This window comes from Pseudomonas tremae (genome assembly GCF_023278125.1).
GTDB classification, from domain to species: domain Bacteria; phylum Pseudomonadota; class Gammaproteobacteria; order Pseudomonadales; family Pseudomonadaceae; genus Aquipseudomonas; species Aquipseudomonas tremae.
In genome coordinates this window covers 2,800,715-2,816,967 of record NZ_CP066270.1, presented here as the reverse complement: position 1 = coordinate 2,816,967, position 16,253 = coordinate 2,800,715, and the positions used below count along the sequence as shown (strand labels likewise).

Genomic DNA, 16,253 nt, shown 5'->3' with positions numbered 1-16,253 from the left:
AATAGGGACTTCATAACAAGACAGGGCGACGGCAATGATTCTGAAAGTGACAGGTGTCGCACTGGCGATACTGAGCTTGATTCTTCTCTACATGGGCGCCCAGCTAGTGGCCGTTGGAGGCTCCCCGGCCTACTCGATCATTGCTCTGGGGCTGCTGGCGACAGCTGTTCTGCTGTTCTGCAAAAGAAAATCGGCGCTCACCCTGTATGCGTCGCTCATGTGGGGGGTTCTGGTCTGGATCGTTTACGAAGTCGGCTTCGACAAATGGCAGTGGATTCCCCGCGGCGACCTGTTTGCACTGATCGGGTTGTGGCTGGCAATGCCTTGGGTGGTCCGCCCTCTCTATAAAGCCCAAACAGCCCTCGATAACCGTGGTTTTCATCCGTTTCTGGGCGGCACGCTGGGCGTCATGTTCATTATCGTCGTTGTACTGATGGCCTATGATCCGTACCCATTCAAGGGCCAGATCAATACGGCAGCAGCGGCACGCAGTACTGAAACGGCAGGGGATGATTGGGTGGCTTATGGCGGCACCAATGCCGGACAACGATTCTCTGGTCTTGATCAGATAACCCCTCAGACAGTCGGCAAGCTGTCTGTTGCCTGGGAGTATCACACCGGCGACCTGCGCGATGCGGACAAGGATGCGGGCGAGTACACCTTTGAGGCCACCCCGCTGAAGGTCAATGACCGGGTATACGTGTGTACCGCGCATAACGAGGTGCATGCGCTGAACCCGCAGACCGGAGCGTTGGCATGGAAGTATGTGCCAGAGAAGACCCGCTCTTACCTGCAGCAACACCAGACCTGCCGCGGCGTCAGCTATTATTCCGCTAGCCGCTCGAATCAGCCGACGCAGTGCGGAAAGCGCATTATCATGGCCACCGCCGATGCGAAGCTGGTGGCTCTTGATGCGGACACCGGCCAACGTTGCAGCGATTTCGGCGCCGATGGAGTCATCGATCTCGGCGTCAGCATGGGCACCCTTCGCCCGCACGCACTGATGCAGACCTCCGCGCCATTGATTGCAGGCGACCTGATCGTGATTGGCAGCTCGGTCATGGACAACGGTTACGATTCCGGCAATCCGTCCGGAGTAATTCGCGCCTTTAACGTGTTGACGGGCCAATTGGTCTGGAACTTCGACCCGCAGAATCCGGACGACACCCGACCGTTGGCAACTGATCGCCAATATCCCCAGGACACGCCGGTCGCTTGGGCGACCCTGAGTGCCGATGTCAGGAATGGCCTGGTGTACGTGCCGTTTGGCAATGCTTCGCCGGATGAAACCGGCACACGCAGGGACCCGGGCAGCAATACCGAGAAATACCGGGACGCGCTGGTTGCGCTGGACCTGCACACAGGCGCATTTCGCTGGAAATTCCAGACCTCGCACAATGACCTCTGGGACCGCGATAACCCATCGCAGCCTTCGCTCCTGGAGCTGGGTCCCGAAGACAGCAGGCAACCGGCAGTGGTATTGCCCACCAAAGTCGGCAACATCTTCGTGCTCAATCGACTGACAGGCATACCGATTGTGCCTGTCGATGAGGTGCGGGTCGGCACTGGCGGGGGCGTGGCGGGCGAGCGCTTCGCAGCGACCCAGCCGGTTTCTCGACTCAATTTCATTCCACCCGCACTGACCGAGAAGTCCATGTGGGGGGTGACGCCTTTTGACCAGATGGCCTGCCGGATCACCTATAACAAGCTTCGCTATGACGGCAATCCGTGGACGCCAGCCACCGAGTCGGGCTCATTGATATACCCCGGCAACATTGGGGTGTTCAACTGGGGGGCGGTTGCCGTCGACCCTGACCGCCAGTTGCTGGTGGCCGCGCCGGTGCATTTGGCGTACGTCTATAACCTGATCAAGCGCCCCGGGGATGCGGGAGAAAAACGTCTGTTCACTCAAGAAGGCAAGCCGTACTGGAACGAAAATTTCGAGGGTGACTACGCCGTTCGTATTTCCCGGCTTGCGTCCGGGCTTGGCATCCCCTGTAACGCGCCACCGTGGGGAAGCATGGCCGGTGTGGACCTGAGCACTGGCAAGACCGAGTGGATACGCCGGGTGGGCACCACCAAAAACCTCAAGACTACTTTTATGCAGGAGCGTTTCCCCATTGGCTTTCCGATGGGCATGGTTGCGCATGGCGGACCATTGCTCACGGCAGGAGGGGTGATATTTCACGGGGCAACTGCGGATGACTTCATTCGTGCCTACGACGTCAATACCGGCGAATTGCTGTGGGAGCACGAATTGCCGGCCGGCGGTCAAGCCACGCCGTCGGCCTACCGAGGGAGCGACGGCAAGCAATATTTGATTATCGCCGCTGGCGGGCACGGTTCGCTGGGCACGACACTGGGCGACAGCGTGATTGCGTTTCGCTTGGACTGAAAACTGAATCAGCTCGGTGAGAGAGGCCTTTGCGGGCCTCCCTGGACCCTTGGCGTACCTTTAAACGTTCAGCTATCCACCGGGCAAGGCCGTGCCTGCCGCTGACACCCAGTTTGGCGGTGGCGCGCTTTAGGTAGGTCTCCACCGAGCTGTTCTTGACCTTCAGTCGCTGAGCCATCTGGGACACTGTGCCGCCTGTCAGCAACCCTATGCAAACCTCCTGTTCCCGTGCCGAAAGTGTCACGGCTTCCTGCGCCAGCTTGATGCTGAAAACCGGATCCAGAGAACCTGCCTCGGTCTCGCTCCCGGTGTATTGCAGGCTTGCCTGCTGCGCAAGGCTCTGCGCATGTTGCCCGAGCAGCGGCAGCAGCATGTCGGAAAGGCTCTTGAGCATCTGACCGGCGAAGGTCGCACAGCCGGTGGAGGACACCAGGCGGGCCAGTCGCCTGTAAAAGGCCGGATCATCGCTGTATTCGAAGTGTTGCGTGCTGGATGCAAACCACCCGGGAACCCCTCGTACACACGCTTGAGCAGAACTGGCCACTGACGCTGAACAACCTGTCGATTCTTGACGCCGAAGAGCGCAGGCATTTGCTGACCGAGTTCAATGCCGCCGAGCAACACTTTGCACAGGCCTTCAGCGTAGCATCAAGCAGTTCGGCCAGCGCCGGAACGGAAGACGCTGTAGGGGTTGTGAGCTGCGCAGGCTGGTTCATGCCGGTGCTCCTGTAACTGATTATGGTAATAACTGGAAACGTATTCTGGCTACCCGATAGGTGTCCAGTATCAGCTCGGCAGGGGCCTGCGGCATATCTTTCTTTGGCTCAAAAGATCGCTCTTACACGCCGCGAATCAACGCCTTGCGGTCCAATGACGCCTGTTTTCCGCAACGGCAATGGGCATTCTGCAAAAAAGAGCATGGACTCGGGATATAACATTAATTAGAATCAGTCTCATTTGGCGCACTCAACGCTCAAGGCTCTTGTCATGATTGACACAGCGACCCTGTCTCCGCAAACCCTGCATTCTCTGTACCGCGACCATCATGGCTGGCTCGAAAGCTGGCTGCGTAAACGCATGGGCAATGCCTGGGATGCTGCGGACCTGAGTCAGGATACGTTCCTGCGCGTGCTGTCCAGCTCGCAGCAGATCGCCGACATGCAGGAGCCGCGCGCTTATTTGCTGACCGTGGGCAGACGCCTGCTAAGCAACTTCTACACCCGACGCAGTCTTGAGCAGGCGTACCTGGAGGCTCTGGCGCAATTGCCTGAAGAAAGCGTGCCGTCTCCCGAGCAGCGCTGGCTGCTGCTCGAAACCCTTCAGGCGCTGGACGAGCTGCTCGATGGCCTGCCGGCCGTGGTACGTCGTGCATTTCTCTGGAGTCAGCTCGAAGGCCTGGGGTACCGCGAAATTGCCGAGCGCCTGCAGGTGTCCGAACGCACTGTCAAACGCTACATGGCGCAAGCCTACGAGCACTGTCTGCTGGTGGACTGGTGATTCGCTCCGCGCCTTCGAACGAAGAACGCGAGGTCGTACGCCGGGCAGCCCAATGGCTGGCCCTGCTGGAGTCCGGCGGCGCCAACGAAGCAGATCACGCTATGTTGCAGCACTGGCGCGACAGCTCGACCAGCAACGAACGCGCCTGGCAAAAGGCGCAACAGCTCAGGCAACGTTTTTCGGGACTGCCCAGTCATGTGGCCATGGCGACGCTCGATCGGCCTGACAAGGCGCGGCGAGCAGCCCTGAAAAGAGCGCTGGGCGCCGTCACGCTGGTTCCGGCGGTCTGGTTGCTGGGGCGACAGTTGCCGCTGGATGTATGGCGCGCCGACCTGCAAACCTCGATTGGTGAGCACAAACGCATATCGCTGGCTGACGGCAGTATGTTGCAGTTGAACACTGACAGCGCAGTAAATGTCGATCTGACTGGCCGGCAACTCAAGCTGGTGCGTGGAGAAATGTCACTCAAGGTGCCGGGCAGGGCAGCATTGACTGTCGAGGGGCCTTACGGGCGTATCGTTGTCAGTCAGAGCGAAGTCTGCATACGGCTCAACGAGAACGACTGCCAGGTGTCAGTTGTCAGCGGTGCTGTACAGATACATCCCGCACAGGGGCCTTCACTGACTTTGCGCGCCCGGCAACAGCTGAACCTGCAGCAAAACGGAGCAGGGCCTGTCAGTGCTTTCGATGCCATGTTGCCTGGCTGGCGCGACGGTGTACTGAGCGCTCAAAATCAGTCGTTGGGCGACTTCCTGCGTGAGCTTGGTCGTTATCGGCCCGGCTTGCTGCGCTGGGAACCGGCGCTTGAAACCTTGCGAGTGACCGGCAGTTTCAGGGTTGACGACACTGACCGGGTACTTTCACTGCTGGCCGCCAGCTTGCCGGTGGACGTCCAGATGCGGACCCGCTATTGGGTCACGCTGGTGCCTCGAAAAAACATTCCTATAAAAAATAATGCGTGAAGCCTGTCCCTTTTTTTCGTCTCGCCTGTCATTTCAGGTAAGTGAACAAATATGAGAGCTTCCTTCCATGTCCGCAGTTTCTCCCTACCGTTTGCGTCCGCTGTTGCATTTCAGCCTGTTGCTGACATTGAGTTCCAGCCCATTGTTCATTTCGGCAAGTTGGGCGGAGTCGTCCGGCAAGCGCGCCTATGAAGTCCCTGCAGGTAGCCTGAGTGCCGCGCTGACCCGTTTCGCCGGCCAGGCCGGGGTCAATCTGTCGGTAGACCCTGCACTGGTGAACGGCCGCAACAGTGCCGGTTTGAGCGGCGACTTCGCCGTTGAAGAAGGTTTTGCGCGCCTGCTGCAAGGTTCCGGCCTGCAACTGGTGCCGGTCGGCGAGCAGGCATACACACTGATTCCGGCGCCGCAGGGGGCTGGCCTGCAGCTCGCACCCACTTCGATTGTGGGCGACACCGGCTCCACGGACGGTCAGGACTATGCCGGCGGCCAGGTTGCGCGCAAAGGCTCGCAAGGGATGCTCGGTTCCAGGGACTTCATGGAAACGCCGTTCAGCATGACCACCTACACCAGGGAGGCGGTGAAAAACCAGCAGGCCCGTACCTTGGGCGACCTCATCGCCAGCGACCCGTCGGTGCGTTCCACCAACCCGGCAGGCGGGCGTTACGAACAGTTCACCATTCGCGGCTTCAGCCTGTTCAACAGTGACGTTTCCTACAACGGGCTGTACGGCATCCTGCCGACCTACACCATCGACATGGAAATGGCCGACCGGGTAGACATCCTCAAGGGGCCTAGCCAGATGATCAATGGCATCTCTCCGCGTGGCAGTGTCGGTGGCGGTATCAACGTGGTTCCCAAGCGCGCGACGGACAAGCCCATTACCGAAATTACCACCAGTTATGCTTCCAAAGGGCAGGCGGGTGCAGCGGTGGACGTGGGCCGGCGCTTCGGTGAAGACGACAAGTTCGGCATTCGTTTCAATGGCGTGAAGCAGTCTGGCGATACGGAATGGGATCACCAGAGCGTCGATCGCGACATGGCTGTGCTGGGTCTGGACTTCCGTGGCGAGCGGTTGCGACTGTCAACGGACATCGGTCACACCGAGCGCGATACCGATGCCCCGCAGGAGCGTGTGCAGGTCGGCGCCAACGCCAAGGTGCCCAATGCTAATGACGTACGCGACAACTACGCGCAGTCATGGAGCAAGGCACGTACCAGGGATACTTTTGGCGCGATCAATGCCGAATATGATGTCAGCGATTCGGTCATGCTGTATGGCGGCGTAGGGGCTCGAAAAAGTAACCACGAGTTTCTTCGCCATGCAGTATCGGTTACCAATGATGCGGGCGATTTCAGCGTCCAGCCGCGCGACTTCACCCGTGACGAAAACGTACGCACGGCTAACGCCGGAGTGCGCAACTGGTTCAATACCGGGCCGATAAGTCACGAAGTGAACCTGGCGGCCAGCTATTTCTATATGGACTTCGAAAATGGTGGCGCCCGTTATGCAGCCTCACCCAGCAATCTGTATGACCCGGTCGACACCCCGACGCCCGCCAATCCGACACGCCTGGACGATAAGGTCTATACCGAAAACCGGTTCAGCGGTGTGGCATTGACCGATACGCTGGGCTTTTTTGAGGACCGACTCTTGCTGACCCTCGGAGCGCGTTGGCAGCGCGTCAAGGTCGACGACTGGACCAACGGCGTGAAAGGTGACACTGCTTACGACGAGGAAAAGGTCTCGCCATCCGGCGGCATTCTGTACAAGGTCACCGACGACCTGTCGGTGTACGCCAACTACATGGAAGGCCTGAGCCAGGGCAAGATCGCTCCTTCGACCTCCATTAACGAGGACCAGATATTCCCGCCATTCGTCAGCCGTCAGGTCGAAGTCGGGGCCAAGTATGACCTGGGGTCGTTCGCCTTCACCGCTGCGGTGTTCCGTATCAAGCAGCCTGCTTACGAGACCAACTCCAGGTCGTCGGTCTTTGGCCCGAATGGCAAGCGCCGCAACGACGGTGTCGAGCTGACCATGTTCGGCGAACCGCTCAAGGGCTTCCGCCTGCTGGGCGGCGTGATGTACATCGACAGCGAGCTGACCAATACCGTCAACGGCACGTTTGATGGCAACCGTGCGCCGGCCACCCCGGAGTACAACGTGAATCTGGGTGCGGAATGGGACGTGCCGAGCGTTCAGGGCCTGACCCTGACCGGACGGGGTATCTACACCAGTTCGCAATACCTGGACCAGGCCAACAGCAAAAGCATCGATTCTTCCGAACGTTTCGACGTAGGCGCACGGTATGCCTTCAAAGTCGATCAGAAGGACATCACGCTGCGGGCCAACGTCGAGAACGTAATGAACAAATACTACTGGAGTTCGGCCGGAGCGTCGGATGACAGCGAGCCGGGCCTCACGCTGTCGACGCCGAGAACCTACTTGCTCTCGGCGACCATCGGCTTCTGATTGCAGCAAATGGCCCAGGGAAGGGCCGTACCGGACAAACACTAGACTGGCCGGGTGACAGGATCAATTAATAAAGCCTTACAGCGTTGCTGTTATTCCATTGGCTTCTTTTAATAGATAAATGCCTTATAAAAGACAGCTGATTTGATGCTGGCATTTTGAATTATACCGACATGAATATCGGTGTATTTGCGTGCCCGGCTATTTGTTAAAAAACACGTTGCCATGTTCATTTAAATTTCATCTTTTTTTCGAAACAACGGGTTGCACTTTTTCGGAAATGATAATAATTTGCATCCAGAATTTAGCGAGGGTTAACAGATGTTGAATGATGGCTTATTGCACTCTACTACGTCGCAGAAAACCAATGCCAATTATCTGGACAGGCAAAGCAAGTTTGAATCCAATGTAAGAAGTTACCCGCGAAAGTTGCCGCTGGCGATCGCCAAGGCACATGGCGTATGGGTCACCGATGTAGAAGGTACCACCTATCTCGACTGCCTGGCTGGCGCTGGAACACTGGCGCTGGGTCACAACCATGAAGCGATAATGGCCAGTCTGGACAGCTTCCTGACCTCGGGCATGCCGATGCACACACTGGACCTGACCACAGCAGTCAAGGACGCCTTCAGTGAAACCCTGCTGGGCCTGTTGCCGGGGCAAGGTCGCGATTACTGCCTGCAATTCTGCGGACCGTCCGGTGCCGATGCTGTCGAAGCGGCCATCAAACTGGCCAAAACCGCCACCGGGCGGCACAACATCATCAGCTTTTCCGGCGCATACCACGGCATGACCCACGGTGCCTTGGCGCTGACGGGTAACACAGCGCCGAAAAATGCGGTCGCCAACCTGATGCCTGGCGTGCAGTTTCTGCCGTACCCGCATGAATACCGCTGCCCGCTGGGCATTGGCGGGGAGGCAGGTGCGGAGGCACTGAGTTATTACTTCACGCAATTCATCGAAGACGTCGAGAGCGGCGTGTCGCTGCCTGCAGCCGTGATTCTTGAGGCCGTGCAGGGCGAGGGTGGTGTCAATCCAGCCCCAGCCGCGTGGCTGCAACAGATTCGCGAGGTGACCCGCAAGCACGGCATTCTGCTGATTCTCGATGAGGTACAGGCAGGCTTTGGTCGCACCGGCAAGATGTTTGCCTTCGAGCACGCGGGAATCGAACCCGACGTCATCGTCATGTCCAAGGCGGTCGGTGGTGGTTTGCCGCTGGCAGTTCTCGGTTTCAAACGCGAGTTCGATGCCTGGGCACCGGGCAATCATGCAGGCACCTTCCGTGGCAATCAGATGGCGATGGCCACCGGCCTTGCCACACTTGAGGTGATGCAACGGCAAAACCTGCCGGCTCAGGCCGCAAAGCGCGGTCAATGGCTCAAGGAGCAACTGGGTATTTTGCAGCAACGCTACCCGGCCATGGGTCAGGTGCGGGGACGCGGGCTGATGTTGGGCATCGAAATTGTCGACGAGCGGAAACCGGCCGATCGTCTCGGCAGTTTCCCGATGGACCCGGAATTGGCGGTGGTCATCCAGCAGCACTGTTTCAAACAGGGGTTGCTGCTTGAACGCGGAGGTCGGAATGGCAATGTAATCCGGTTATTGCCGCCGCTGATTATTACCGAAGAGCAATGCCAACTGGTGATCCAGCGCTTTGAAGAAGCCCTGAAGGCTGCACTGTCTCAGTTGCGTAAATAAAGACAACTTTCGGCCGCGGAAACTCATCGTGCTTACTTCATTGACTCGCAATGGTCGCCATGCCGACCTGCCAGTCTCTATCGACAAATTGTCCGAGTGTCCGATTATCGACACCCCGTCACTTGTTGCGGCGTCAACCCAGTTACAAGGTCACTTAAACAGTCAGCGAAAGCAACTGTGGAGCAGACATGACTAATACCGATCGCACCGTTTTATCAAACATGGTGAGCGAGCTGGCAACCACTCGTGCATTACTCAACTGCCTGATCAAGGAGTTTGCACTGCCCGAGAACTGCCTTCATTACACGTGGCCCGAGGGCATGCAGGGTATTGCCCCAGGCAGTTTCGTCGACGGCGGCCAATGGAAAGGCATTCCGCTCACCATCAGCCTGCCCAACCAACAGCAGTTCTTCGTGCTGGTTGACCGCCGCGACCGTCTGGGCAGTCATCGCTACCTTTCCGACGTCTACGCCCGGAACGGCAACAGCACCTGGCGCTGCCTGGCTTTTGCCGAATTCGTCCAGCAATTGCTCAGCGCCTGCGAGCACATGACCCGGGCCAGCAATGATGAGCTGCTGGACCAGGTCCTGCAAAGCCAGCACCTGACCGCTGCCATCGTGGCGCACAACATGACGGGGCAGCACCCGGCGCCATTGAGCGGCTATCTGGCCAGCGAGCAGGGCTTGTGGTTCGGCCACCCTAACCATCCGGCGCCCAAGGCCAGGCTCTGGCCTGCACACCTGGCACAGGAAACCTACGCGCCGGAATTCCAGGCGCAGACCGCGCTGCACCTGTTTGAAGTCCCGCTGGAGGGGCTGCGGATCACCGCCAATGGCCTCAGTGAAGCGCAGGTCATGGCAGGCTTTGCCGATCAGTCAGGGGCCCGGCCCGGCCATGCGTTGATCTGCATGCATCCGGTGCAGGCGCAGCTGTTCATGCAGGACCGTCGCGTGCAGCGTTTGCTCGAACTGGGAGATATCTCGGATCTTGGCGCCAGCGGCTTGCTGGCCAGCCCGACTGCATCCATGCGCACCTGGTACATCGAGGGCCACGACTACTTCATCAAGGGGTCGCTGAATGTGCGCATTACCAACTGTGTCAGGAAGAACGCCTGGTACGAGCTGGAAAGCACGCTGATCATCGACGATTTGTTTCAGCGCCTGCAGCAGACCTGCCCGGATACGCTGGGCGGACTGTCTACCGTCGCCGAGCCCGGTTCGATGAGCTGGGCGCCAAAAGGGGCTAGCGAGACTGACGGCCACTGGTTTCGAGAGCAGACCGGCGCGATCCTGCGGGAGAATTTCTGCCGTCGCTCCGGAGCTGATTGCAGCGTCATGGCAGGCACGCTGTTTGCGCGCGATTTGCGCTCACGCCCGCTGATGCATGACTTTCTCCAGACGTTCAACGGCGGCGAACTTGAGGACGAGCATCTGCTGAACTGGTTCGACGCCTATCAGGCGCTGTTGCTGCGCCCGGTCATGGCGTTGTTCTTCAATCATGGCGTGGTAATGGAGCCGCATCTGCAGAACGCAGTACTGATTCACGATAACGGCCAGCCGCAGCAGTTGCTGTTGCGTGACTTCGAAGGCGTCAAGCTGACCGACGAACTGGGCATCAAGGCGATTCAGGTCGGCCTGCACCCACGCATTCGCCAATCGTTGCTCTATACCCGCGAACAAGGCTGGAATCGCATCACGTATTGCCTGCTGATCAACAACCTGTCGGAAGCCGTACTGGCCCTGAGCTGGGAGCGACCACATCTGGCGCCGCTGATGTGGCACAAAGTCGAACAGCAGTTACAAAGCATCCGTGACGAGTTGGTGCTGCCTGCGCCAGAGCTGGACGCACTGATCGCGGGGCAGTCGATTGCCTGCAAGACCAACCTCAAGGTCCGTCTGGCCGCCAAGGCTGATCGCGAGGCCAATTACGTGCGCCTTGCGTCACCGTGGGGCAAGGACAAGGAGGCTCGCTATGTATAAATTGCCGGAAACCGTGCTGGCCGCCATCCACGAAGTCCGAGGGCTCGAAAGCGACCCATTGGCCACGTTCATTTACGATCTGGACGCGCTGCAGCAGCATGTCCGCGAGGTCATGGCGGCGTTACCCGCTGGCGTGGAGTTGTATTACGCGATCAAGGCCAACAGCGAAGCGTTGATGCTGGAAACCCTGGCGCCGCTGGTCAGCGGTTTCGAGATTTCCTCAGGGGGCGAGATCGAGCGGGTCATGGCTTGCCCGACGCGCAAGCCCTACGTGTTTTCCGGCCCTGGCAAACTCGATTCGGACCTGCGTTCGGCGCTGCTCAACAAGGTTGAGGCCGTTCACCTTGAAAGCCTCAACGAAATCCAGCGTCTGCAACATCTGGCTGAAGAGACAGGTCGCGTGCAGCCGGTGTTCATCCGCATCAATCCACACCTGCCGGCAGAGCAATCGAGCAAGCTGGCGATGGCCGGTACAGCAACCCCGTTCGGTATCGACGAGGCGGACCTGGCCCAGGCCGTAAGCCTTGTGGACAGTGCCTCGCACCTGACGCTCAAAGGCTTTCATGTACACGCAATGTCACATCAGATGTCGGTCGAACGCCACGAGCAGTTGCTGGACTTCTACCTGCAGCGCTGGCAGACCTGGAAGGCTCTGGCCCGCTACCCTGATCAGTTGACCCATTTCAACGTCGGTGGCGGCATTGGCGTCGATTACCTGAACAGTCAGCAGTTCGACTGGCACCGCCTGTGTCGCTACCTGGAAAAACGTCTGGCCGAGCACAGCGACGCGCCGATCCTGCGTTTCGAGCCGGGACGCTTCATCAGCGCCTACTGCGGCTACTACGTTATTGAGGTGCTGGACAGCAAAACCAGCCACGGCGAGCATTTTCTGGTATGCCGGGGCGGTACTCACCAGTTTCGTCTGCCGGTCGCGCAAGGCCACGATCATCCAGTCATTCATTTACCGAGCGTGCCACCGACAGCGGCGCCGTCCGAACAGGCGTACACCGTCGTCGGCCAGTTGTGTACGCCCAAGGATGTGCTCAGCAGACGCCAGCCCCTCAAGAACGTGAATATCGGCGACCTGCTGGTCCTGCCGATGGCGGGTGCCTATGGCTACAACATCTCGCACGCCGGCTTTCTCTGCCATCCACGACCGCTACAGCACTTCGTGCGTAACGGCGAACGGGTCAGCAAATGAGTCTGAACGTCCCCCGCAGCTGGGTGGTGATCAACGTACTGTTCGGTACCCTGACGGTCAGCCTTAGCAACAGCTCGCTCAACCCGGCGCTGCCGACCTTTATGGAGGCGTTTCAGATCGGCCCGTTGCTGGCCACCTGGATCGTCGCCGGGTTCATGACCAGTATGGGCATGACCATGCCGCTGACCAGCTTTCTCAGTCAGCGCATCGGGCGCAAACGCCTTTACCTCTGGGGTGTGGCGCTGTTCGTTGGTGGCTCTTTGCTGGGTGCGCTGGCGAGCTCCATCGCGTTGGTGATCACTGCTCGGGTGGTGCAGGGTGTAGCGAGCGGGCTGCTGATCCCCTTGTCGCTGGCGATCATTTTCTCGGTCTACGAAAAGCACGAACGGGGCAGAGTGACCGGGCTGTGGAGCGCAGCGGTGATGCTTGCGCCTGCGCTCGGTCCGCTGTGCGGCAGCCTGTTGCTGGAATGGTTTAGCTGGCGCTCGCTGTTCCTGATGAATGTGCCCATCGGCCTGCTTGCATTGCTGATGGGCGTCGGCGTGCTGCCTGACTCGGAGCCAGCCGAACGCAAGCCGTTTGATTTGATCGGTTACCTGCTGATTGCGTCGGGCATTGGCCTGTTGATGATCGCCATCAGCCGCATGCACCACACCGAAGCGCTGCTTGACCCACTCAATCAGGGCATGGCGCTGGTCGCCGTGGGCTGCCTGGTTGCTTTTGTCCGCTTGGAACTGCGTCGTGAAGCGCCGCTGCTCAATCTGCGTCTGTTCAACCTGCGCGGCTACCGGTTGAGCGTGATCGTTGCTGTGGTGCAATCGGTGGGCATGTTCGAGTGTCTGGTGCTGCTGCCACTGCTGGTCCAGAGCGTACTCGGTTACAACCCGATCTGGACCGGCCTGGCTTTGCTGTGCACCGCTGCGTTCGCCAGCCTGTTCGGGCAGTGGGGCGGCAAGGCGCTGGACCGGCACGGCCCGCGCGCGGTGGTCGCGATCGGTCTGCTGCTCACAGGTTTGGCGACTCTGGCGCTGGGCATGCTCAACGCCGATGCATCGATTGGCATAGTGTTCATGCTGATGATGGTGCGTGGCGCAGGCCTCGGGCTTTCCTACATGCCGGTGACGACTGCGGGGCTGAATGCATTGCCAGAACCGATGGTCACTCAGGGCGCCGCGATGAACAACATCTCCCGCCGCCTTGTTGCATCGCTGGCAATTGTCATTGCCTCGCTCTGGCTGGAATTTCGCCTCAACTCGGCAGGGCCGAGCGCCACGCCGTCGGCTATTAGTGAAGTGTTCATTGTCACCGGCGTACTGATCCTGCTGGCACTGCCCTGTGCCTGGCGTTTCCCCCTTAACGACGAGCGCGCCGAGGCCAGTCCCGACGCGCTTGAACCCCGATAATTTTCCGTTCGAGGTATGAACATGGCGACCCCATTACCGCTGCAACGTCACACCGCACCGACTACGAAGGCCACCGGCGCCTGGCTGGCCGATATCGACACCGCGCGTTACGAAAAAGTACAGCGCCGGGTTATCGGGCAACTGCTGCAAACCCTGCTGTACGAAGCAGCGCTGCCTTACCGTTGCGAGCCGCTGGGCGAGCATCAACATCGCTTCGTCGTCCCGCTTGGTGATGGCGTGGAATACCGCTGCAGAGGCCTGCTCAGCACCAGCTTCGAACTGATCCGTCTGGATCATGCCAGTCTTGAGCGCTTCGACAGTGCAGGCCAGCGCTCGACACCGGACCTGCACCTGGCCCTAAGCGAGTTGCTCGCGCCGTTCAAGGGCAGCCCGCATCTGGCGCGCTTCATTCAGGAAATAGAACAGACCCAGCTCAAGGACTTGCAAGCGCGCAATCAGGGTTATCACCCCGACAGACCCGCCCATGAGCTGGACGTGGATGCGCTGGAACAGCATTTCATGGACGCCCATAGCTACCACCCGTGCTACAAGTCGCGAATCGGATTTTCCCTGGCCGACAACCGCAATTACGGGCCTGAATTTGCTACACCTTTCGCCGTGGTATGGCTGGCAGTTGCCAGGTCGAGCGCTTCGGTTGGGCATTCGCGACGTATGGATTTGCAGGCGTTTATTCGCGACGAGCTGGGGGCGAAGCAATGGCAGGAGTTTGCCAATGAACTGTCTGCGCGGGGCAAATCGATCGATGACTATCAGTTGATGCCGGTCCACCCGTGGCAGTGGGACAACACGACGGTGTCGACCTTCTTCCCGGAACTGGCCAGCGACGAGCTGATTTATCTGGGCACTTCGGCCGACCTCTACAAAGCGCAGCAATCGATCCGCACGCTGGCCAACGCCAGCCAGCCAAAGCGGCCCTACGTCAAGCTGGCGATGAGCATGACCAACACCTCCAGCACACGGATCCTGGCGCGGCACACAGTGCTGAACGGGCCGATCATCACTGACTGGCTGCACCACTTGATCGCCACTGACAACACTGCAAAAGCGCTGGACTTCGTGATTCTTGGCGAAGTAGCGGGTGTCAGTTACGACTATCGCCACCTGCCGGAATCACGTTCGGCGCAGACTTACGGCACGCTGGGCGCGATATGGCGCGAAAGCCTGCACCAGTACCTCAAGGACGATGAACAGGCGGTACCGTTCAATGGCCTGAGCCATGTGGAAAACCGCTATGGCGTCGGCGAGCAGGCACCTTTCATTGATGCCTGGATCAGCCAGTACGGCCTCAAGGAATGGACCCGTCAACTGTTGCAAGTTACCGTGCCACCGATCATTCACATGCTTTACGCCGAAGGCATCGGCATGGAGTCCCACGGCCAGAACATCGTGCTGATCGTCAAGCAGGGCTGGCCGCAGCGTATCGCCCTCAAGGACTTCCATGACGGCGTACGTTATTCGCCGGCTCATCTGGGGCGCCCTGAACTGTGTCCCGAACTGGTTCCGTTGCCTGAAAGCCACGCGAAGCTCAATCGCAACTCGTTCATCATCACTGATGACGTGAATGCAGTACGTGATTTTTCCTGCGACTGTTTCTTCTTCATCTGCCTGGCAGAAATGGCGATTTTCCTGCGCCAGCAATATCAGCTGGACGAGTCCGTGTTCTGGCAGATGACCGCTGATGCGATCATCGAGTACCAGCAGGCGCACCCGCAACACCGTGAGCGTTTTGCGCTGTTCGACGTGTTTGCGCCCACCTATGAAGTGGAAGAGCTGACCAAGCGCCGCCTGCTGGGCGATGGCGAGCGGCGTTTCCGCTCGGTGCCCAACCCGCTGCATGCGCACAGGCCACAATGATGCTGAGGACCAATACGCTCAAGAGCAAACTCGGCAACGGCCAACCCGTGTACGGACTGATCAGTTCGATTCCAGCGCCGGCAGCCATCGAACTGATCGCCGAGGCCGGGTTCGACTTCGTGATCATCGACATGGAGCACGTGCTGATCAACCCGGAAACCGTGGAAAACATGATCCGTGTGGCAGAAAGCTACGGCCTTACGCCGCTGGTACGGGTCGCCGATCTCAATCCCAAAACCCTGCTGCGCCTGCTCGATGGCGGCGCGCAGGGCATTGTTTTGCCAATGATCGAGAGCCCGGAGCAACTGGCGGACGCCATCAAGGCCTGCAAGTACCACCCGCTGGGCCGCCGTAGCCTGAATGCCGGGCGTCCCGGCTCGTTCGGCAAACACAGCCTGGCGCAGTACGTCGAAGCCGCCAACCAGCAAATCATGGTTGTGGCGATGATCGAAAGCGCTGAAGGCGTGCGCCGCGCTGCCGAGATCGCCGCTGTGCCGGGGCTGGACATGATTCTCGAAGGTGCGGCCGATCTGTCGCAGTCACTGGGCATGCCCTGGCAGATCGATCAGCCCGATGTGCAACAAGCCTTGTCCGATACCTGGCAGGCCGCCCAGGCAGCAGGCGTTGCCTATTGCACCATTCCCCGGCAACCCGGCGATGCCGCCCGCTGGCTAGCCCGCGGGGTCAAGGCTTTTGTTCTCGGGGATGAGCGTGGTATCGCTTTTCGTGCGCTGCAGGCCCGCCTGACCCAAATTTCAGCAGAAGGAAAATAA

The 16,253-nt window shown here is 59.3% G+C and carries 11 protein-coding genes and 1 pseudogene; 11 read left to right on the top strand and 1 reads right to left on the bottom strand.

Going from position 1 to position 16,253, the window contains the following annotated elements; all coding sequences use genetic code 11:
- The first annotated feature begins 34 nt into the window (after positions 1–34).
- On the top strand, positions 35–2,395 hold the full coding sequence (locus I9H09_RS12810; protein WP_122346378.1) for a membrane-bound PQQ-dependent dehydrogenase, glucose/quinate/shikimate family: 2,361 nt from the start codon (positions 35–37) through the stop codon (positions 2,393–2,395).
- A gap of 70 nt (positions 2,396–2,465) precedes the next feature.
- Here I9H09_RS12810 and I9H09_RS27185 read toward each other — a convergent pair.
- Positions 2,466–2,636: pseudogene (locus I9H09_RS27185) on the bottom strand (response regulator transcription factor); the annotation flags it as partial.
- A gap of 251 nt (positions 2,637–2,887) precedes the next feature.
- Between I9H09_RS27185 and I9H09_RS12800 the strand changes: the two are divergent.
- The 10 genes from I9H09_RS12800 (at position 2,888) to I9H09_RS12755 (ending at position 16,253) form a co-directional block, all read left to right on the top strand.
- Entirely contained in the window at positions 2,888–3,127 is a 240-nt protein-coding gene (locus I9H09_RS12800; RefSeq protein ID WP_183130836.1) for a hypothetical protein, read from the top strand.
- Positions 3,128–3,382: 255 nt separating this feature from the next.
- Positions 3,383–3,892: a sigma-70 family RNA polymerase sigma factor gene (locus I9H09_RS12795; protein WP_122346377.1), complete on the top strand. Its 510-nt coding sequence runs from the start codon at positions 3,383–3,385 to the stop codon at positions 3,890–3,892.
- Entirely contained in the window at positions 3,889–4,854 is a 966-nt protein-coding gene (locus I9H09_RS12790) for a FecR domain-containing protein (RefSeq protein WP_122325024.1), read from the top strand. The genes I9H09_RS12795 and I9H09_RS12790 overlap by 4 nt, the downstream gene beginning before the upstream one ends.
- A 67-nt stretch (positions 4,855–4,921) precedes the next feature.
- Positions 4,922–7,324 (top strand): TonB-dependent receptor, encoded by a 2,403-nt coding sequence (locus I9H09_RS12785; RefSeq protein WP_122346376.1) that lies wholly within the window; start codon positions 4,922–4,924, stop codon positions 7,322–7,324.
- A 321-nt stretch (positions 7,325–7,645) separates the two neighbouring features.
- Positions 7,646–9,022: a diaminobutyrate--2-oxoglutarate transaminase gene (locus tag I9H09_RS12780; RefSeq protein ID WP_122324267.1), complete on the top strand. Its 1,377-nt coding sequence runs from the start codon at positions 7,646–7,648 to the stop codon at positions 9,020–9,022.
- Positions 9,023–9,210: 188 nt separating this feature from the next.
- Complete coding sequence (locus I9H09_RS12775; RefSeq protein WP_122324266.1) at positions 9,211–11,001, top strand: IucA/IucC family protein; 1,791 nt, start codon at positions 9,211–9,213, stop codon at positions 10,999–11,001.
- Positions 10,994–12,202, top strand: coding sequence for a type III PLP-dependent enzyme (locus tag I9H09_RS12770; RefSeq protein WP_122346375.1), 1,209 nt, complete (start codon positions 10,994–10,996; stop codon positions 12,200–12,202). Before I9H09_RS12775 ends, I9H09_RS12770 begins: the two co-directional genes overlap by 8 nt.
- Entirely contained in the window at positions 12,199–13,605 is a 1,407-nt protein-coding gene (locus tag I9H09_RS12765; protein WP_122346374.1) for a DHA2 family efflux MFS transporter permease subunit, read from the top strand. Before I9H09_RS12770 ends, I9H09_RS12765 begins: the two co-directional genes overlap by 4 nt.
- A gap of 21 nt (positions 13,606–13,626) precedes the next feature.
- Complete coding sequence (locus I9H09_RS12760; protein WP_122346399.1) at positions 13,627–15,480, top strand: IucA/IucC family protein; 1,854 nt, start codon at positions 13,627–13,629, stop codon at positions 15,478–15,480.
- Positions 15,480–16,253, top strand: coding sequence for an HpcH/HpaI aldolase family protein (locus I9H09_RS12755; protein WP_183130826.1), 774 nt, complete (start codon positions 15,480–15,482; stop codon positions 16,251–16,253). Before I9H09_RS12760 ends, I9H09_RS12755 begins: the two co-directional genes overlap by 1 nt.